Origin of the sequence: Pseudomonas sp. BNK-7 (assembly GCF_048072025.1) — a bacterium.
GTDB classification, from domain to species: Bacteria; Pseudomonadota; Gammaproteobacteria; order Pseudomonadales; family Pseudomonadaceae; genus Aquipseudomonas; species Aquipseudomonas danubii.
In genome coordinates this window covers 574,550-593,374 of sequence record NZ_CP182252.1, presented here as the reverse complement: position 1 = coordinate 593,374, position 18,825 = coordinate 574,550, and the positions used below count along the sequence as shown (strand labels likewise).

Genomic DNA, 18,825 nt, shown 5'->3' with positions numbered 1-18,825 from the left:
CTCCTGCGCCAGAGGGTGCAGGAGCGGGGCGAGGGACTCAGCCCGGATCGCGGAAGCCCGGGTGGAAGTCCTTGGGCACGGCCATGCTGACGCTGTCGCGGGTGGCGATGTCGATGCCTTCGCTGGCGACTTCGGCGAGGAAGTCGATCTGCTCCGGGGTGATCACGTAGGGCGGCAGGAAATACACCACGTTGCCCAGGGGACGCAACAGGGCGCCGCGCTCCAGGGCGTGCTGGAAAACCTTCAGGCCGCGACGTTCCTGCCACGGGTAGGCGCTCTTGCTGGCCTTGTCCTGGACCATTTCGATGGCCAGGACCATGCCGGTCTGGCGCACTTCGGCCACGTGGGGGTGATCCACTAGATGCGCAGTGGCGCTGGCCATGCGCTGGGACAGGGCGCGGTTGTTCTCGATGACGTTGTCCTGCTCGAAGATGTCCAGGGTCGCCAGCGCCGCCGCACAGGCCAGCGGGTTGCCGGTGTAGCTGTGGGAGTGGAGGAAGGCGCGCAGGGTCGGGTAGTCATCGTAGAAGGCGCTGTAGACCTCATCGGTGGTCATGCACGCGGCCAGGGGCAGGTAGCCGCCGGTCAGGGCCTTGGACAGGCACAGAAAGTCCGGACGGATGCCGGCCTGCTCGCAGGCGAACATGCTGCCGGTGCGGCCGAAGCCCACGGCGATCTCATCATGGATCAGGTGCACGCCATAGCGGTCGCAGGCTTCGCGCAGCAGCTTGAGGTACACCGGGTGGTACATGCGCATGCCGCCGGCGCCCTGGATCAATGGCTCGACGATGACCGCGGCTAGCGTGTCGTGGTGTTCGGCCAGGGTCTGTTCCATGGCGGCGAACATGTTTCGCGAATGCTCTTCCCAGCTCATGCCGTCGGGACGCAGGTAGCAGTCCGGGCTAGGCACCTTGAGGGTGTCCAGCAGCAGGGCCTTGTAGGTCTCGGTGAACAGCGGTACGTCGCCCACCGACATGGCGGCGATGGTTTCGCCGTGGTAGCTGTTGCTCAGGGTGACGAAGCGCTTCTTGGCCGGCTGACCGCGGTTGAGCCAGTAGTGGAAGCTCATCTTCATCGCCACTTCGATGCACGACGAACCGTTGTCGGCGTAGAAGCAGCGGGTCAGGCCTTCGGGGGTGATCTGCACCAGGCGCTCGGACAGCTCGATCACCGGCTGGTGGCTGAAACCGGCGAGGATCACATGCTCCAGCTGGTCCACTTGATCCTTGATGCGTTGGTTGATGCGCGGATTGGCATGGCCGAATACATTGACCCACCAGGAACTGACCGCGTCTAGGTAGCGTTTGCCTTCGAAGTCTTCCAGCCAGACGCCTTCACCGCGCTTGATGGGGATCAAAGGCAGTTGTTCGTGGTCTTTCATCTGGGTGCAGGGATGCCACAACACCGCGAGATCGCGTTGCATCCACTGGTTATTCAGGCCCATGTAGAGTCTCCTGGAGGCGGAATCGGGCAAGCCTATGCAATGCATGGCCGCGGGACAACCTATTGTGTGGGGCGACGGTCAGACAAATGCGCCCTGTACGCAAAGACGTGTCTGAGAGCTGCCAGGGCACCCGCCCTTGGTTATCCCTGAGTCTTCTGAAACGGTCCTTAATCTTTTCTTAACGAGCTCGGCCCAGACTATCGATCGTATTTCTCGATATTTCAAAGCAAAATTTTTCGCTTTAATTCGATAGGTAAATCGCTAGTCTTGGTCAGCGTTTCTTACAGGATGCAACTCGATGCAGTTACGTAATTCTTCTTCGCGCTACGGCTGGGTAAGCATTGTTCTGCACTGGGGCGTGGCCCTGGCCGTCTTCGGATTGTTCGCTTTGGGCCTGTGGATGGTCGGTCTCGACTACTACAGCACCTGGCGCAAAGACGCCCCGGACCTGCACAAGAGTATTGGCCTGACGCTGTTTGCGATCATGCTGCTGCGGGTGCTGTGGCGTTTTGTCAGCCCACCACCACCGGCACCGGCCAATCATGGGCGTCTGACCCGCCTGGGGGCCAAGTTGGGACATGGGTTCCTGTACCTGGGTCTGTTCGCGGTCATGATTGCCGGTTACCTGATCTCCACCGCAGACGGCGTCGGTATCCCGGTGTTTGGCTTGTTTGAAGTTCCTGCCCTGGTTTCCGGACTGCCGGACCAGGCAGATGTAGCAGGCGTGGTGCATCTGTACCTGGCCTGGGCGCTGGTGATCTTTGCCGGCATCCATGGTCTGGCGGCCTTGAAGCACCACTTTATCGATCGTGATGCGACCCTCACCCGTATGCTGGGTCGCAAAGCCTGATGTTCAACCTCGACTCAAAAGGAATAGAAAGCATGTTGAAAAAGACTCTCGCCGCTCTGGCAATCGGATCGGCTGTATTGGCGGCCGGTCAAGTGATGGCAGCGGACTACGTGATCGACAAGGAAGGCCAGCACGCCTTCGTCGACTTCAAGATCAGCCACCTGGGCTACAGCTTCATCACCGGTACCTTCAAGGACCTGGACGGCAAGTTCAGCTTCGACGCGGCCAAGCCTGAAGACGCCAAGATCGAAGTCAATGTGCGCACCGCCAGCGTGTTCACCAACCACGCCGAACGTGACAAGCACATCACCAGCAAGGACTTCCTCGACGCTGGCAAGTTTGCCGATGCCAAGTTCGTCTCCACCAGCGTCAAGCCTACCGGCAAGAATGCCGACGGCAAGCTGACCGCTGATGTGGCCGGCGACCTGACCCTGCACGGTGTGACCAAGCCGGTTGTGGTCAAGGCCACCTTCCTGGGTGAAGGCAAGGACCCATGGGGCGGCTACCGTGCCGGTTTCGAAGGCACCACCAGCATCAATCGCCAGGATTTCGGCAAGATGATGGACCTAGGCCCGGCGTCCAACAACGTCGACCTGTACATCACCTTCGAAGGTGTGAAAGCGAAGTAATGCTTCGTCTGTAGCCGCTGCCGCAGGCTGCGATAAGGCCCGCAGGGCCTTCGCGATTCAATTCGCACAGCCCTTATTGGACTGATCGCAAGCTGCGCCAGGGCAAAAAAACGCCCCCGACCACAAATCGGGGGCGTTTTTTATTGCCCGTCATGCAACCCGGTGAGCCTGGCAGGCCCTTGCGCCGGGCTCCCCGTCGTTCGCAGCCTGCGGCAGCGGCTGCAGAAAGCGCCCTCGACCAGCCGCCACAAAAAACGCCCCGGGTCTTGCGACCAGGGGCGTTTTTCATTGCAGCCTGCGGACTCAGCGATTGCGGGTCAGCAGTGCCGGCTTCTCGCCCCGTGGGCGGCTCGGTAACTGGTCCAGTTGCTCAGGCGTCGGGAAGCGATCGGCCTTGGACTCCTTGTGCATGATCTTCGGCTGGTTGCCCCGAGGATTCTGCACTGCCGGCTCCTGGCGTGGCTGTTCGTCACGGTTCGGACGACGATTGCGCGACTCGTCGCGACGACCCTGGCTGTCACGAGGGGCGCCGTTGCGTGGACCGCCGCTGCGCTTGGCCGGTGCGGTGCCGGTGGTGCTGCCGTTGCTGTTGCGTGGGTTGCCGGAGCGACCCTGACCACCACCAGCGCCACCGCGTGGCGGATTGCCGGCACCGGCGCCCTGGGCCGGAGCCCCTGGACGGCGACCACGGCCCTGGTTGTTCTTGTTCTGGTATGGGCTGACGTAGTCAGCGCGGTTACCGAAGTTGTCCACGTCGTCGTCGAGGAACTCATCCGGTGCCCGGTCGGCACGTGGCGTCGGCTGGCGCTGTTCGCGGGCCGGAGTGCCTTCACGCGGTTTCTGCTCGCGGGCCGGGCGCTCGCCACGGGCCGGCTTGTCTTTGCCGCCCTTGTCCTTGCCCTTGTCCTTGCGACCACCGCCGCCACCGCCGCCGTTCGGGCCGTCGCCACGTGGGCCACGAGGATTGCGCGGGTTGCGTACGTCCGGACGCTCGCGCACTTCCGGCTTCTCGGCTTCCACGGCGCTGGCATCGAAGCCCATCAGGTCGCCATCGGCGATCTTCTGCTTGGTCATGCGCTCGATGCTTTTCAGCAGTTTCTCTTCGTCCGGAGCCACCAGGGAGATGGCCTCGCCCGAGCGACCGGCACGGCCGGTACGACCGATACGGTGCACGTAGTCTTCGTCGACGTTAGGCAGCTCGAAGTTGACCACGTGGGGCAGTTGGTCGATATCCAGGCCGCGGGCGGCGATATCGGTGGCTACCAGAATGCGTACGTCGCCGGCCTTGAAATCGGCCAGGGCCTTGGTGCGGGCGTTCTGGCTCTTGTTACCGTGGATCGCCACAGCGCTCAGGCCGTGCTTGTCCAGGTACTCGGCCAGGCGGTTGGCGCCGTGCTTGGTACGCGTGAACACCAGCACCTGTTCCCAGGCGCCGGCGGTGATCAGGTGCGCCAGCAGCGAGCGTTTGTGGCTGGCGGGCAGGCGGAACACCCGCTGCTCGATACGCTCAACGGTGGTGTTGGGCGGGGTGACTTCGATGCGCTCGGGGTTGTGCAGCAGCTTGCCGGCCAGGTCCGTGATGTCCTTGGAGAAGGTCGCGGAGAACAGCAAGTTCTGGCGCTTGGCCGGCAGGCGCGCGAGGACTTTCTTCACGTCATGGACGAAGCCCATGTCGAGCATGCGGTCGGCTTCGTCGAGCACGAGGATTTCCACGTGGGACAGGTCGACGCTGCCTTGGCCGGCCAGGTCCAGCAGACGGCCGGGGCACGCCACCAGCACATCGACGCCACGGGCCATGGCCTGGACCTGCGGGTTCATGCCGACGCCGCCGAAGATGCAGGCGCTGACGAACTTCAGATCGCGGGCATACAGCTTGAAGCTGTCATGCACTTGCGCGGCCAGTTCGCGAGTCGGGGTCAGGACCAGTACGCGCGGTTGGCGCGGGCCGTGACGCTGGGATTTGTCCGGGTGACCGTTGGGAAACAACCGCTCCAGGATCGGGAGGGCGAAACCGCCGGTTTTACCAGTACCTGTCTGTGCCGCGACCATCAGATCGCGACCTTGCAACACGGCGGGAATGGCCCGCTGTTGCACCGGAGTAGGCTGGGTGTAGCCGGCGGCTTCGATGGCACCGACTAAAGCCTCGGAGAGACCGAGGGAAGCAAAGGACATGAGTAATCCTGTTTTAGTGAGGGCTTGGCCCAAAGGGATAATCTTGCCGGGCGTGAATGGCGTTTAAGAGGACGCAATCCCGTCCGGTCCTGCTGGCCTGAAGACTCATCCAACACAGGCTCGCGCGGGCCGGTTGGCTGCGCCGTAGCGGGGTGGAGAGGCCTTGAACAGGTTCCAGCGTCCGGGCGTGAGCCTGGCGGGAGGCGGGAGTATAACAGAGCAATCAGTATGCGCTGCTTTCCTGCTGCTCAACGGTTTTTTCTGACCCCCGGGTAGAGGATGACCTGACAGGGGGCAGAACAGGTTCCGCTCCGTACTTGGCGCTCAACTCGGCGTAGGCCGGCTCGCGCTTGAAGCGCTTGAGTTCGGCGCCGAAGCGTTGCACCAAAAGGTCCATCCCGGCGTTGCGGCGCAGCGCCAGGTACTGGCTCTGGCGGCTGATGACCGTAGGGTTCTGGCTAACCTGATCGCGAATGCCCAGGCTGTCCAGCAGATGCTGGCCCACTCGCTTGTCGGTGATCAACAGGTCGATGCGTCCCAGTAGCAGCTTGCCGAAGTTGGCTTCATGGGTCGGTGCCGGCTCGCGGTTGAACAGGGTCGAATTGCTGAAGTCATCGCTGTACAGGTAGCCGGGAGAGGTGCCGATGGTCAGGCCCTTGAGTTCATCCAGGTGCTTGAACGGATGTGGGCGCTGCTTGGCGTAGAACATCACGAACTCCACATCCGAGAGAGGCTCGCTGGGATAGAGCAAGGTATGGTCGCGCTGGTCGCTATGGAAGATATCCAGGGCTCCGTCGGCCTGGCCGGTTTCCAGCATGGCCAGGCAGCGTTTCCATGGCAGGAACTGCCACTCGACTTCTATCCCCAGACGCTGAAAGACAATGGCCGTGGTTTCGTAGTCCAGCCCCAGGGCCTTGCCGTTTTCCTCATAGACATAAGGCGCCCAGGGTTCGGTGACAATGCGCAGCTTCTCGCCATGGGCGGCGACGCTCAGGCAAGTGCAGAGGAGGGCTATCAGCAACTGGGCAATGACGGACATTGCTGGAGATTACGACGAGAGATCATGCAATTGCTAGGGGGAGTTCCAGCCGCTCTGGCTCAAGGCTTGGGCAAATAAAAAGGCCCCGGTTTGCGCCGGGGCCTGGTGAAGGGTTGCCGATCAGCGCGGCAGCTTCAGGTTGTTCCAGATGGCCAGGCTCGGGTCGGCCTGGTTCAGGGTGTAGAAGTGCAGTCCTGGTGCGCCGCCCTGCAGCAGGCGCTCGCACATCTCGCTAATGACCTGCTCACCGAAAGCCTGGATGCTGGTGCTGTCGTCACCGTAGGCTTCCAGTTGCTTGCGGATCCAGCGAGGGATCTCCGCGCCGCAGGCGTCGGAAAAACGCGCCAGCTTGCTGTAGTTGGTGATCGGCATGATGCCCGGCACGATCGGGATGTTTACGCCCATCTTCTGCACGCGCTCGACGAAGTAGAAGTAGCTGTCGGCATTGAAGAAGTACTGGGTGATCGCACTGTCGGCACCGGCATTGGCCTTGCGTACGAAATGGGTGAGATCGTCTTCGAAGTTGCGTGCTTGCGGGTGCATCTCCGGATAGGCGGCGACTTCTATATGGAAGTGGCTGCCGGTTTCTTCACGAATGAAGCTCACCAGATCGTTGGCGTGGCGCAACTCGCCGCTGGCCATGCCCATGCCCGAAGGCAGGTCGCCGCGCAGGGCAACGATGCGCTTGATGCCAGCTGCCTGATACTGCTGCAGCAGACCGCGCAGGTCGTCCTTGCTGTCGCCGACGCAAGACAGGTGCGGTGCGGCAGGGACTTTTACTTCGCTCTCCAGTTGCAGCACGGTGTTGACCGTACGATCACGGGTCGAGCCGCCGGCACCGTAGGTGCAGGAGAAGAAGTCGGGGTTGTAGCTGGCCAGCTGACGGGCAGTGGCAAGCAGTTTTTCATGCCCAGCATCGGTCTTGGTCGGAAAGAACTCGAAGCTGTAGCGACGATCTTGGGACATGGAAGCAACCTCCAGCTACAAGCCGCAAGCTGAAAGCGCCAAGAGAAGCGTGGGTGCGCTCATCTCCTGATTCTGGAGCCTGTTGCCTGACACTGTTTAAGCAAATAGGGGCAAAGCTTGAGGCTCTGTGCGGCAAGCCCGGCTTGTGGCCCTGGCTTGCCGCTTGAAGCTCAACGCTTGCAGCTGCTCTTAGTAGCGATAAGCGTCTGGCTTGAACGGACCTTCGACGGTCACGCCGATGTAGTCAGCCTGTTGCTTGGTCAGTTGAGTGACCACGCCGCCGAAGCCGCGAACCATTTCCAGGGCCACTTCTTCGTCGAGCTTCTTCGGCAGGACTTCAACGGTCAGGCGCTCGGCTTTCTGGGCCGGCGACAGGTCGGCGTACTTCTGGCCGAACAGGAAGATCTGCGCCAGAACCTGGTTGGCGAACGAACCGTCCATGATGCGGCTTGGGTGACCAGTGGCGTTGCCCAGGTTCACCAGGCGGCCTTCGGCCAGCAGGATCAGGTAGTCGTCGTTCTGTGGGTCGAAATCGCCATGGCCGGTACGGTGGATCTTGTGTACCTGTGGCTTCACTTCTTCCCATGCCCAGTGCTTGCGCATGAAAGCGGTGTCGATTTCATTGTCGAAGTGGCCAATGTTGCAGACCACGGCGCGCTTTTTCAGGGCCTTGAGCATGTTGGCGTCGCAAACATTGACGTTGCCGGTGGTGGTCACGATCAGGTCGATCTTGCCCAGCAGGGCCTTGTCGATGCAGGCTTCGGTGCCGTTGTTGATACCGTCGATGAACGGCGAAACCAGTTCGAAACCGTCCATGCAGGCTTGCATGGCGCAGATCGGGTCGACTTCGGACACCTTGACGATCATGCCTTCCTGACGCAGGGACTGGGCCGAGCCCTTGCCCACGTCACCGTAGCCGATGACCAGCGCTTGCTTGCCGGACAGCAGGTGGTCGGTGCCGCGCTTGATGGCGTCGTTCAGGCTGTGACGGCAGCCGTACTTGTTGTCGTTCTTGCTCTTGGTCACCGAGTCGTTGACGTTGATCGCAGGAATCTTCAGCTCGCCTTTGGCCAGCATGTCCAGCAGGCGGTGTACGCCGGTGGTGGTTTCTTCGGTCACGCCGTGAACGCGATCCAGTACTTGTGGGTATTTGTCGTGCAGCAGCTGGGTCAGGTCGCCGCCGTCGTCGAGGATCATGTTGGCGTCCCAAGGCTGGCCATCCTTGAGGATGGTCTGCTCCAGGCACCACTCGTACTCTTGTTCGGTTTCGCCTTTCCAGGCGAACACAGGAATGCCGGCGGCGGCGATGGAGGCAGCGGCCTGGTCTTGAGTCGAGAAGATGTTGCAGGACGACCAGCGTACTTCGGCACCCAGGGCAACCAGGGTTTCGATCAGCACGGCGGTCTGAATGGTCATGTGGATGCAGCCGAGGATTTTCGCGCCCTTGAGTGGCTGTTCAGCCAGGTACTTGCGGCGCAGACCCATCAGAGCGGGCATTTCCGACTCGGCGATGATGGTTTCGCGACGGCCCCAGGCGGCCAGGGAAATGTCGGCGACTTTGTAGTCGGTAAAATCTGCAGGCGTGTTTACAGCGCTCATGAAGAGCCTCCATTCGTAGTGTGCGAATGGGCGCCGTTGTGCGTTTAGTGTCCGTACAGGGAAGCCTGTACCGACAACGCCCCATCCGAGCCTGACAGGTCATGCCTGCTGCAGCGCCCCTCGGACAGGTGGCGGGAAAACGGTATCAAGTGCAGATGACCGTTTTGAAACGGTGGCGATTATAGCCGCCAGAGCCAGACTTCCAAAAGTGTTTCTGTCGCCTGGATGAAGATCGTTAATCGCGACCATAGTCGATGTTGCGTAGAGCATGACCGTCCGGTCTGCCATTATGCCGGGCATCAATTGGCAGGACGGTCAGGAGTGAATATGAATTTCCACACCCGCAAGTGGGTAAAGCCCGAAGACCTCAACCCCAACGGCACGCTGTTCGGCGGCAGCCTGTTGCGCTGGATCGACGAAGAAGCGGCGATTTACGCCATTGTCCAGCTGGGCAACCAGCGAGTGGTCACCAAGTACATCTCGGAAATCAACTTCGTCAGTGCCTCACGCCAGGGCGACATCATTGAGCTGGGCATCACCGCCACCGAGTTCGGTCGCACCTCCATTACCCTGACCTGCGAAGTACGCAACAAGATCACCCGCAAATCCATTCTCACCGTAGAGAAGATGGTCTTCGTCAACCTGGGTGAAGACGGCCTGCCGGCGCCTCACGGGCGCACCGAAATCAAATACGTCAAGGACCAGTTCAAGGACGAAGCCTGAACCCACGCGCCAGCGAGTGCCTTGACCCCATTCGCCAGCCTGAGGCCTCCAATCCGAACGGAACAGCCCTGAACCTCGCGTGTCGTAACTCATACGACCCACCTGGTTCAGGACTCCCATGGACACTCGACACGACGGTAAAACCCCTGGTCTTTCGGCCGCGGAGCAGCAGGACGTCGACCGTAACCAGCCGCCCCGCGCGGCGGTCCTGCATGAAATCATCCGCACCCAGGGCGATCAGGAGCTGGAGCGCAGCGTCGCTGCCCTGTGGTGGTCGGCCTTGGCTGCCGGCCTGACCATGGGCCTGTCCCTGATGGGCATGGGCCTGCTCAACTCCCGCCTGCCGGATGGCGAAGCCTTCAAAGTGATCGCCAGCTTCGGCTACTGTGCGGGCTTTCTGGCGGTGATTCTCGCGCGCCAGCAACTGTTTACGGAAAATACTCTGACCGCGGTATTGCCGGTGATGAGCAAGCCGAGCCTGCAGAACTTCGGGCGGTTGTTGCGCTTATGGGGCGTGGTGCTGGTGGGTAACCTGTGCGGCACCTTGCTGGTGGCCTACGTGATGCTGCACCTGCCGATCTTCGACAGCCGAACCGACCAGGCCTTTCTGGAAATCGGTCGCAAGGTGATGGAGAACGACAGCTCGCAGATGTTCGCCAAGGGCATCATCTCCGGCTGGATGATCGCCACCATGGTGTGGATGATTCCGTCCATGGAGAGCGCCAAGATGTGGATCATCATCCTCATCACCTACCTGATGGCGCTGGGGGACTTCACCCACATCGTGGTGGGCTCGGCCGAAGTCTCTTACCTGGTGTTTGCCGGCGAGTTGGGGTGGCGGGATTTCTGGCAGGTGTTCGCCGGGCCGACCCTGGCGGGGAACATCATCGGCGGCAGTTTCATCTTCGCTCTGATCAGCCATGCCCAGGTGCGCAGCGAGAGCGGCACGCCAAACAAAAACGCGGATCGGGCAGGGGCACCCGATCCGCGACAGATCAAGAAGTGATCAGTGGGCCTCGGTCTTGGTTGCCGGGGTTTCCTGGGTGACGTGGCGCACCAGCTTGCCGATGCTCAGACCCTGCAGCAGGATCGAGGACAGCACCACGATGTAGGTGATGCTCAGCACCAGGTCGCGTTCCGGCCCCAGGGGCAGGGCCAGCGCCAGCGCCACTGAGACGCCACCGCGCAGGCCACCCCAGGTCAGCACGCGAATGGTGCCCCGGGGCACGCTGCGCCAGCGGCGCAGCAGGAGGATTGCCGGGGCCACGGTCAACAGGCGCGACAGTATGATGGCCACTGCCAGCAGGCTCGCGGCCGCCAAGTGCAGCCAGTTGAACGGCAGCAGCAACAGTTCCAGGCCGATCAGGGCGAACAGCAGGGCGTTGAGCATGTCGTCCAGCAGTTCCCAGAAACCATCCAGGTAACGCCGGGTCATGTCGTTCATCGCCAGGTTGCGCCCCAGATTGCCGATGATCAGGCCGGCTACCACCATGGCGATCGGTGCCGATACGTGGATCTCGCTGGCCATGGCCGAACCGCCGATCACTAGAGCCAGGGTCAGCATCACTTCGATCTGGTGCTGCTCGATGCTCTTGATCATCAGGTACACCAGGTAGCCGATCAGCCCGCCGAACACCACGCCGCCGATGGCTTCATGCACGAACAGCCAGGCAGTGGCGCTCACCGTTGGGGTTTCACCCAGTTGGGCGATGCCTAGCAGCACGGTGAACACCACGACCGCCGTGCCGTCGTTGAACAGCGACTCGCCGACGATAGTGGTCTTCAGCGGCTTGGAGGCGTTGGCGGTCCGCAGTACGCCCAGCACCGCGATGGGGTCGGTGGGGGAGATCAGTGCGCCGAACAGCAGGCAGTAGAGGAAGCTCACGTGCCAGCCGAACAGGCCGAAGATCCAGTAGGCCAGGCTGCCGATGACGAAGGTGGCGATCAGCACGCCGACGGTGGCCAACAGGCCGATGGGCCAGCGATAACTGCGCAGATCGTTGAGGTTGACGTGCAGGGCGCCGGCGAACAGCAGGAACGACAGCATCCAGTTCATCAGCAGGTCGCCGAAGTCGATCTTGCCGATCAGTTCCTCGACATGCTCTTCCAGGCCGGGGAAACCGAGGTAGCTCAGTCCTTGCAGCAACAAGGAAAAGAGCAGGGCGGTGACCATCACGCCGATGGTCGGCGGCAGGCCGATAAAACGGAAGTTGACGTAGGTGAGCAGGGTGGTCAGGCAGATAAAAGCAGCGACAAGTTCAAGCATCCGGACTCCTTTGGATGATCGCAGGAAAAACAGCCTGAACTCTTTCAGGCCAAAGGTTTGATGTGCCGGCGACGGGACGGGACACAGTTCGTTATGGCGCGGGAGTCCGCTCCCTTGCCACGGCAATGCTGTTGAGCCGCACCCATTGACCGCAGCGAGGGGGCGACGTTGCAGGCCTGGCGGTAAAAATGCCCCGAGCACGCCCATGCTGCCGAATTCGCTGTCGCCACTGCCAAAAAAGCGGGCAACCAGTGCAAGCCGGGCAGCCGGCATGCGAGGATTCCCGCTCTGTGGTCGGGCACTCTGCCCAAGCATGACCGTGCCGCACGAGATCCGATGACCTTCAGGCAAACAGGGAGTGTGAGGTGCTGGCGACAAGTCTGGTTCTGGTGGCGGCGCTGCTGCATGCGGCATGGAACACCCTGATCAAGTTCAGCGGTGAACGATTGCTGGTGGTGGCCTGCATGGACAGCGTGGCGTTGCTGTTCGTGGCGATCATGCTGTTTTTCCTGCAGTGGCCGCCGCCGCAGATCTGGCCCTGGATCATCGCCTCGGCGGCCTTCGAGCTCTTGTACCGCTATCTGCTGATCCAGGCGTATCGGGTGGGGGACCTGGGGCTGGTCTATCCGTTGATGCGCGGCTTGTCGCCCCTGGTGGTGCTGGCCCTGACCCTGATTTTTGCCGGTGAGGTCCTGAGCACCCAGCAAATCCTCGGCATCCTGCTGATTCCCTTCGGCATGCTGTGTCTGCTCTGGCAAGGCGGGGGCGGCGCGCGCCTGCCCTGGAGCATGCTGCCGGTGGTGGCGCTGATCGGCCTGTGCATCGGTTGCTATACCTTTATCGACGGCCAGGCCCTGCGCCGCTGGTCGCACCCGCTGGACTACCTGACCTGGGTCACGCTGCTCAGCGCCTGGCCTTTTCCCCTGGTGGCCGTGGTGTTGAAACGGCCTGCGTTTGCGCAGTTCTGGCGTGAGCAGTGGCGCCTGGGGCTGAGCGTCGGCTTCTGTGTACTGTTGAGCTACGCTCTGGTGCTTTGGGCCATGCAGTTGGGCTCGATTGCAGAAGCGGCGGCGCTGCGTGAAATCAGTGTGATTCTGGTGGTGCTGTTCGGTATGCGCTACCTGAAAGAACCTTTCGGCCGGCCACGGCTCTTAGCCTGTGGATTGGTGCTGATTGGCATGTTGGTGATGAAGTTCTGAACACTCCCTAAAACTCTAAAAAAGGATTTGCTCCATGACTGTCGCTTTCTGGTGTGTGTTGATCGCAATTGTTCTGCCCTACCTGTGTACCGCCATCGCCAAGGGCGCAGGTAAATACGGGCTTCGTTACAACCATGACCCACGGGCGTTCCTGAGTACCCTGGAGGGGCTGCCCAAGCGTGCCCACAACGCGCAGCTCAATGGCTTCGAGGTGACTCCGGCATTTGCTGCTGCGGTGATCATTGCCCATGTGGCGGGTAACGCCGAACTGGTGACCATCAACGTCCTGGCGGTGCTGTTTGTCACCAGCCGCCTGCTGTACATGATCTGCTACCTGGCGGACTGGGCGATCCTGCGGTCCCTGGTGTGGTTCGTGGGCATGGGCCTGATCGCCAGTTTCTTCTTCGTTTCAGTCTGAAACACCCTCTTGCCGGCGAAAGCGTCTTCATGGTCGCCTCCGCCGGCAAGCTGGCTGCTACTGGGGTCAAGGGGTATCGGGCACTTCCGGTACTTTGGGCAGCGCCGCGCCCTTGGGCCAGAGCATCCAGATCTGCCCCTGCTGCTTCATGTCGCCGGCCAGTTGCCCGGCCGCCTCGCCTGTGCCCCAGAACAAATCGGCACGGACTTCTCCGGTAATCGCGCCGCCCGTGTCCTGAGCGGCCACGGGACGTACCAGGCTGCTGCCGTCGGGACGGGTGGTAGACAGCCACAACAGGCTGCCCAGAGGAATGACCTTGCGATCCACTGCGACGCTGTAGCCGGAAGTCAGCGGCACGTTCAATGAGCCACGGGGGCCTTCGTTGCTGTCCGGGTTGCGATTGAAGAACACGTAGCTCGGGTTGCTGCCCAGCAGTTCGGGAATCCGCGTTGGATGGGCCTTGGCCCAGGCGGCGATGGTGCCCATGGTCACGTCCTCTTTTTTCAGTTCTCCCTGCTCCACCAACCAGCGGCCGATGGGCCGGTACGGGTGGCCGTTCTGGTCGGCGTAGCCGATCCGCAGTTGGCGACCGTCATCCAGCTGGATCCTTCCCGACCCCTGGATCTGCAGGAATTGCAGGTCCATCGGATCGGTCAGCCAGGCCAGCACCGGAGCCTTCACCCCCTTGGCTTCGATGGTCGCGGCATCGTCATAGGGCTTGAGCACCCGACCTTCGAGACGGCCCCTCAGGCGCTTGCCCTTGAGTTCCGGATAGAGGCTGTCCAGAGCGACGATGATCATGTCGTCCGGCACGCCGTACACCGGTACATTGGCCGTTCGGGTCTGGGTCAGGCTGCCGGGATACACCGGTTCGTAATAGCCGGTGATCAAGCCGGTGCTGCTGCCGCTGCCCGAGCGCAGCCCATAGACTTCCAGGTGTTCCTTGAGAAAGTCGCGGATGGCGGCCGGAGTCTGTGGCACGTTGGCTGCTGCAGCGCAGGTGGCGCCCCACACCGGGTCGGCTTTCAGGCGGTTGCAGGCACTGCGCCAGGAGCCGAAGCCGGCCAGCAGGTCGTTGTCGGCTACGCTGGGCAACGACTCCCAGGGCGCACTGTTGTAGGTGGCCAAGGCGTGGGTTGGCGCAGGCTTGCCGTTATCGCCGCCGTTGCAGCCGGCAAGCAGCGCCAGGGCTGGCAGGGTCCAGAGCAGGTGGCGACGCCAGCGGAGGAAGCTCGGGTTCATGCTGTATTTCCTTGAAGGGTCATCCACAGGCTGGGTGGCAGTGGGCAACCCCTATTGTTAATAGGGCTATTGGTGTTTGCCGGGGAGGCGAGGATACTGGCCGCCGTTTCCGTGACCTGACCTGAAGCCACCATGACGCTAAAAAGACTTTCTGTTGTATTGCTGGCCTGCCTGACGCTTTCCGCCTGTGGCGGTGTCGACCCCAACTCTCCCCTGGGTCAGCGCAAGGCGATCTTCAAACAGATGCTCAAGACCGGCGAGGACCTGGGGGGCATGCTGCGTGGGCGGATTCCTTTCGACGGTGCACGTTTTGCCGAAGGTGCGGTCAAGCTCGACAGCCTGTCCCATGAACCCTGGAAGCACTTCCCCGAGGTCAAGGAAGAAGATCACACCAGCGCCACCGATGACGTCTGGCGCAAGCAGGCGCGATTCCAGGAGCTGGCACGCAACCTGGAGGCGGCCACCGGCGAACTGGTGACCATCAGCCAGGTCCAGCCTTACAAGGCCAGTAACCTGGGGCCGGCAGTGCAGAAGGTCGAGGATGTCTGCAGTGCTTGTCACAAAGAATTCCGCAATCACTGAGTGGCGGTTCTGACAAGGTGTTTTGCGCTGGCGAGGGAGCAGTCTCCCTCGCCACGACAAGCGCTGCTTACTTGTCCAGCTCGTCCAGGGCTTGCTGCAGTTCCTTGCGGGATTCGGCGAGTTTGTCCTTGCGCTTGTTGATCTTCTCCGAGTCGCCTTTCTTCATGGCTTTTTCCAGATCGGCCTGGCGCTGGCTGACTTCGTGCTTGGCTTCCAGCACCTTGTTTTCCCGATCCTTCTTCAGCGAGGCATCGGTGCAGTGGGCGTTGACTTCACTCAGGGCGCGCTCCAGGCCGGCTTGCTGATTGCTGTTGCCATGAGCCTTGGCTTGTTCAATCTGGGTCATGATCGCTTGGCGCTTGGCGGCACAACCGGTCAGTTGCGGAGCTTGTTCGGCGGCCAGCAGGGGCGCGCTCATCAGGCTGCACAGGGTCAAGGCAGCGAGGGATGGAAACAGTTTCATGGAAGGCTCCAGGTGGAAAAAAAGATCAAAAAATAACCAATTAAAATATTGACGCTGGCATCGGGAGTGGGGTGTTGGAGCCCAATCCCGCCTGGGTGGTTCAACCTGCGCCCCAGGATGATGGATTAAAAACCTTCGATACCCGCTTCACTCAAGGTGGCACGCAGGGCCAGTACCTGTGGATCACGAAAGAATGCCGTCAGTTGCGCAGCACGTTCCGCTCCTATTCCTGCCTCGTCCTGCCAGTCCTGGCTGCTTTTCAGCGCCAGGGTTTGCCATGGCCCGCTCAGGTCAGCTGAGCCACTGGGTGGCAGCCCCAGGGATTTCAGCCAGCGAGGGAAGGGTTGCTGTCTTGCCCGGTGCAGGCTCTCGAGTAAACGAGAGCTGCTGCGCTTGCCGAAGCCGGCAATGTTAGCAAGCTCCGCCTGATCCAGGGTCAGCCAATCCAACAGGCCTTTGATACGCCCTGTTTCAATCAGCCTGTTCCAGGTTCGCTCGCCGATATTCTGCAGGTCCAGGCCCTGTTTGCTGCTGAGCCAGGTCAGTCGCGCGAGAAACTGACTCTCGCAACCGGGAGAGGGCTGCCAGCAGCTCAAGCCATGAAAGTCCTCCTGGGCCGGAGCCTGGATGGCCTGGCGTTGCGGGCTCCTGAGTACCACGCTCTCCAGGCGCGGAATGGTCAGTCCGGCAAGGCTGATGGCCACCTGATCGCCGGGCGCTATGTCCAGTGCCCGCCAGCGTTGTAGCGAGCCGACGCTGACGCGACGGATCTGTCGGTCGTCGAGGGTGACAGGCTCGATATCCAGCAAAGGGGTGATGCGTCCGGTGCGGCCGATGCGGAATCGCACCTGACGCACATGGGCCAGGGCCTGGGCGTAGGGATACTTCCACGCGGCGATCCAGTGCGGCGCTTTGGCCTGCCAGCGCTCGGCGGCCGGGCGCTGGCTTTGCCGCAGGATGATGCCGTCGCTGGCGAAGGGCAGGGGTGAGCGGTACCAGTGCTCTCGCCATTGTCGAGCTTCGCTGAACCCGGTGATGGGCCGGCTGTATTCACGGCCCTCGGGAAAACCCAGTTGCACCAGTTGCTCCAGGCGTTCACTCAAGGTGGCGGGGCCTTGGGGCCAGTCCCAGACAAACAGGCCGATCTGCTGTGCTTCTGCCATCGACAGGTGTTTGCGTGCCAGCCATCCGGCGACCCGGCTGCGGGCATTGAGGCTGCCCGCGCGGGACTGGATGTGTTGCTCCAGTCGTTGATACAGCTCCCCTTGCAGCAGCAGGTCCACGGGCTGTGGCAATTGTTTGGGGATGGCCGGGATCTGATGGGCGCTGGCGCTCCAGTCATGGCCCAGCAGGCCGTCACCCCGACTTAACGCCTGGTGGAAGCGACCCTGGCGGTAGATCAGGGTCACGGCCACGCCGTCGATCTTGGGTTGCGCCCAAACACCTTCGCGACCTTTTAGCCAGAGCTGGACGGCATTGTCATCGGGGAGTTTTTCCACTCCGGTGTGAGCAATAGGGTGGGGGATGCTGCCCCGGGCGTCGAGCAACGGCCGGTCCGCAGTCACGGGAATCTGTGGAAAACAGTGCCGCAGGTTGGCCAGGCGCTGACGGGACTGGTCGTACAGCTCGTCGGCTACAGGCGATTGGCCGTGCCGGTGGTAGCGGGTGTCCCAGTTCTTGAGCTGTTGTTGCAGGGCGGTGATTTCCAGGTTGGCCTGGGACGTTGGCCAGTCGGGACATTGGGCCTGAGCGGTTAGAGCGGCGAGGGCCAGAAGCAGCAGGAAGAGTCTTGGCGGCATGGGGAGCATCCTTGCTCTGATGGGCATGCGCTAAAGGCTAGAGGGGATTGGCTGTGGGCTTGGACGAAGGTGTTTGCCGGGTGTTTCATCGGGCGCCAAAACTCGTCGTCAATGGCGCAGGGCCCTGTATCGACGGTTGTCGGCTGGCTTTGCAAGGAAACCTTCAGCCACAAAAAAGCCCCGCCGGGCGAGCCGGACGGGGCTTTGGATGTTGCCAGGTGAAGCTTACAGGCCGGCAGCAGCGCGCAAGGCGTCGGCGCGGTCGGTTTTTTCCCAAGTGAAGGTGGTGAAGGTGTCCTCACCCACGGTCTTGGTTTGTGGGGCACGGCCGAAGTGACCGTAGGCCGCGGTTTCCTGGTACATCGGGTGCAGCAGGTCAAGCATGGTGGTGATCGCGTAAGGACGCAGGTCGAAGTGCTCGCGTACCAGCTTGACGATCTTGTCGTCGCTGATCTTGCCGGTGCCGAAGGTGTTCAGCGAGATCGAAGTCGGTTGCGCCACGCCGATGGCGTAGGACACCTGGATCTCGCAACGCTCGGCCAGGCCGGCGGCAACGATGTTCTTGGCCACGTAGCGACCAGCATAAGCGGCGGAACGGTCAACCTTGGATGGGTCCTTGCCGGAGAACGCGCCACCGCCGTGACGGGCCATGCCGCCGTAGCTGTCGACGATGATCTTGCGGCCGGTCAGGCCGCAGTCGCCCACCGGGCCACCGATGATGAACTGGCCGGTCGGGTTGATGTGGAACTGGGTGTCCTTGTGCAGCAGCTCGGCTGGCAGCACGTGCTTGACGATCAGTTCCATCACGCCTTCACGCAGGTCGTTGTAGGACACTTCCGGGTTGTGCTGGGTCGACAGCACCACGGCGTCGATGCCGACCACGATGCCGTTTTCATAGCGGCAGGTGACCTGGGACTTGGCGTCCGGGCGCAGCCATGGCAGCAGACCCGATTTGCGAGCTTCAGCCTGGCGATGGACCAGTTGGTGGGAGAAGGCAATCGGCGCAGGCATCAGCGCTGCGGTTTCGTTGCTGGCGTAGCCGAACATCAGGCCCTGGTCGCCGGCGCCCTGATCTTCAGGCTTGGCGCGGTCAACGCCCTGGTTGATGTCGGGGGACTGCTTGCCAATGATGTTCATCACGCCGCAGGTGGCGCCGTCGAAGCCGACGTCCGAGCTGGTGTAGCCGATGTCGCAGATCACGTCACGGACGATCTGTTCCAGGTCGACCCAGGCAGTGGTAGTGACTTCGCCAGCGACGATGGCCACGCCAGTCTTGACCAGGGTTTCCACCGCGACGCGGGCATGCTTGTCCTGGGCAATGATGGCGTCCAGCACCGCATCGGAAATCTGGTCGGCGATTTTATCCGGATGCCCTTCAGACACGGACTCGGAGGTGAAAAGGGAGTATTCGCTCATCTCGAGAGTTTCCTAAAT

Annotated in this window: 17 protein-coding genes and 1 riboswitch; of the genes, 7 read left to right on the top strand and 10 right to left on the bottom strand. The window is 61.8% G+C overall.

Annotated features, from left to right (window positions below):
- Positions 1 to 37: 37 nt before the first annotated feature.
- Complete coding sequence (locus ACMGF8_RS02740; protein ID WP_207814996.1) at positions 38 to 1,444, bottom strand: adenosylmethionine--8-amino-7-oxononanoate transaminase; 1,407 nt, start codon at positions 1,442 to 1,444, stop codon at positions 38 to 40.
- 298 nt (positions 1,445 to 1,742) lie between these two features.
- Here ACMGF8_RS02740 and ACMGF8_RS02735 point away from each other — a divergent pair, with 298 nt between their 5' ends.
- Together ACMGF8_RS02735 and ACMGF8_RS02730 are read left to right on the top strand one after the other, a co-directional pair.
- Positions 1,743 to 2,294 carry a cytochrome b gene (locus tag ACMGF8_RS02735; RefSeq protein WP_016968753.1) on the top strand — a complete coding sequence of 184 codons (552 nt, stop codon included), beginning with the start codon at positions 1,743 to 1,745 and terminating at the stop codon, positions 2,292 to 2,294.
- 32 nt (positions 2,295 to 2,326) lie between these two features.
- Entirely contained in the window at positions 2,327 to 2,923 is a 597-nt protein-coding gene (locus tag ACMGF8_RS02730; protein WP_031320659.1) for a YceI family protein, read from the top strand.
- A gap of 303 nt (positions 2,924 to 3,226) precedes the next feature.
- On the opposite strand, the gene ACMGF8_RS02725 is transcribed toward ACMGF8_RS02730, so the two are convergent.
- The 4 genes from ACMGF8_RS02725 to ahcY all read right to left on the bottom strand — a co-directional run bounded on the left by ACMGF8_RS02725 (position 3,227) and on the right by ahcY (position 8,699).
- Positions 3,227 to 5,095 carry a DEAD/DEAH box helicase gene (locus tag ACMGF8_RS02725; protein WP_102862050.1) on the bottom strand — a complete coding sequence of 623 codons (1,869 nt, stop codon included), beginning with the start codon at positions 5,093 to 5,095 and terminating at the stop codon, positions 3,227 to 3,229.
- Between the two features lie 223 nt (positions 5,096 to 5,318).
- On the bottom strand, positions 5,319 to 6,134 hold the full coding sequence (locus ACMGF8_RS02720) for a substrate-binding periplasmic protein (protein ID WP_102862049.1): 816 nt from the start codon (positions 6,132 to 6,134) through the stop codon (positions 5,319 to 5,321).
- Positions 6,135 to 6,254: 120 nt separating this feature from the next.
- The gene (metF, locus tag ACMGF8_RS02715) at positions 6,255 to 7,100 is read right to left on the bottom strand and encodes a methylenetetrahydrofolate reductase [NAD(P)H] (protein ID WP_102862048.1); all 846 of its coding nucleotides are present in this window, start codon (positions 7,098 to 7,100) and stop codon (positions 6,255 to 6,257) included.
- Between the two features lie 189 nt (positions 7,101 to 7,289).
- Positions 7,290 to 8,699 carry an adenosylhomocysteinase gene (gene ahcY / locus ACMGF8_RS02710; RefSeq protein ID WP_102862047.1) on the bottom strand — a complete coding sequence of 470 codons (1,410 nt, stop codon included), beginning with the start codon at positions 8,697 to 8,699 and terminating at the stop codon, positions 7,290 to 7,292.
- Between the two features lie 21 nt (positions 8,700 to 8,720).
- Positions 8,721 to 8,827: riboswitch (S-adenosyl-L-homocysteine riboswitch) on the bottom strand.
- 199 nt (positions 8,828 to 9,026) lie between these two features.
- On the opposite strand from ahcY, the gene ACMGF8_RS02705 reads away from it, so the two are divergent.
- Complete coding sequence (locus ACMGF8_RS02705; RefSeq protein ID WP_060841501.1) at positions 9,027 to 9,422, top strand: acyl-CoA thioesterase; 396 nt, start codon at positions 9,027 to 9,029, stop codon at positions 9,420 to 9,422.
- Positions 9,423 to 9,540: 118 nt separating this feature from the next.
- Positions 9,541 to 10,428 (top strand): formate/nitrite transporter family protein, encoded by an 888-nt coding sequence (locus tag ACMGF8_RS02700; RefSeq protein ID WP_102862046.1) that lies wholly within the window; start codon positions 9,541 to 9,543, stop codon positions 10,426 to 10,428.
- Here the strand turns inward: ACMGF8_RS02700 and ACMGF8_RS02695 are convergent, their stop codons facing one another.
- Positions 10,429 to 11,688 (bottom strand): cation:proton antiporter, encoded by a 1,260-nt coding sequence (locus ACMGF8_RS02695; RefSeq protein WP_102862045.1) that lies wholly within the window; start codon positions 11,686 to 11,688, stop codon positions 10,429 to 10,431.
- 365 nt (positions 11,689 to 12,053) lie between these two features.
- Between ACMGF8_RS02695 and ACMGF8_RS02690 the strand changes: the two genes are divergently transcribed.
- Positions 12,054 to 12,887 (top strand): EamA family transporter, encoded by an 834-nt coding sequence (locus tag ACMGF8_RS02690; RefSeq protein WP_416758616.1) that lies wholly within the window; start codon positions 12,054 to 12,056, stop codon positions 12,885 to 12,887.
- 34 nt (positions 12,888 to 12,921) lie between these two features.
- Positions 12,922 to 13,305, top strand: a complete 384-nt coding sequence (locus tag ACMGF8_RS02685) for an MAPEG family protein (RefSeq protein ID WP_102862043.1) — start codon at positions 12,922 to 12,924, stop codon at positions 13,303 to 13,305.
- A 66-nt stretch (positions 13,306 to 13,371) separates the two neighbouring features.
- Here the strand turns inward: ACMGF8_RS02685 and ACMGF8_RS02680 are convergent, their stop codons facing one another.
- Positions 13,372 to 14,547: a murein transglycosylase A gene (locus ACMGF8_RS02680; protein WP_110652415.1), complete on the bottom strand. Its 1,176-nt coding sequence runs from the start codon at positions 14,545 to 14,547 to the stop codon at positions 13,372 to 13,374.
- Positions 14,548 to 14,679: 132 nt separating this feature from the next.
- On the opposite strand from ACMGF8_RS02680, the gene ACMGF8_RS02675 reads away from it, so the two are divergent.
- Positions 14,680 to 15,129 (top strand): c-type cytochrome, encoded by a 450-nt coding sequence (locus ACMGF8_RS02675; RefSeq protein ID WP_025131121.1) that lies wholly within the window; start codon positions 14,680 to 14,682, stop codon positions 15,127 to 15,129.
- Between the two features lie 67 nt (positions 15,130 to 15,196).
- Here the strand turns inward: ACMGF8_RS02675 and ACMGF8_RS02670 are convergent, their stop codons facing one another.
- The 3 genes from ACMGF8_RS02670 to metK all read right to left on the bottom strand — a co-directional run bounded on the left by ACMGF8_RS02670 (position 15,197) and on the right by metK (position 18,807).
- A complete protein-coding gene (locus tag ACMGF8_RS02670; protein WP_416758613.1) occupies positions 15,197 to 15,592 on the bottom strand; it encodes a DUF1090 domain-containing protein in 396 nt (131 codons plus the stop codon).
- A gap of 125 nt (positions 15,593 to 15,717) precedes the next feature.
- On the bottom strand, positions 15,718 to 17,400 hold the full coding sequence (ligB, locus tag ACMGF8_RS02665) for an NAD-dependent DNA ligase LigB (protein ID WP_416758611.1): 1,683 nt from the start codon (positions 17,398 to 17,400) through the stop codon (positions 15,718 to 15,720).
- Positions 17,401 to 17,616: 216 nt separating this feature from the next.
- Positions 17,617 to 18,807 carry a methionine adenosyltransferase gene (metK, locus tag ACMGF8_RS02660; protein WP_102862039.1) on the bottom strand — a complete coding sequence of 397 codons (1,191 nt, stop codon included), beginning with the start codon at positions 18,805 to 18,807 and terminating at the stop codon, positions 17,617 to 17,619.
- Positions 18,808 to 18,825 lie beyond the last annotated feature (18 nt).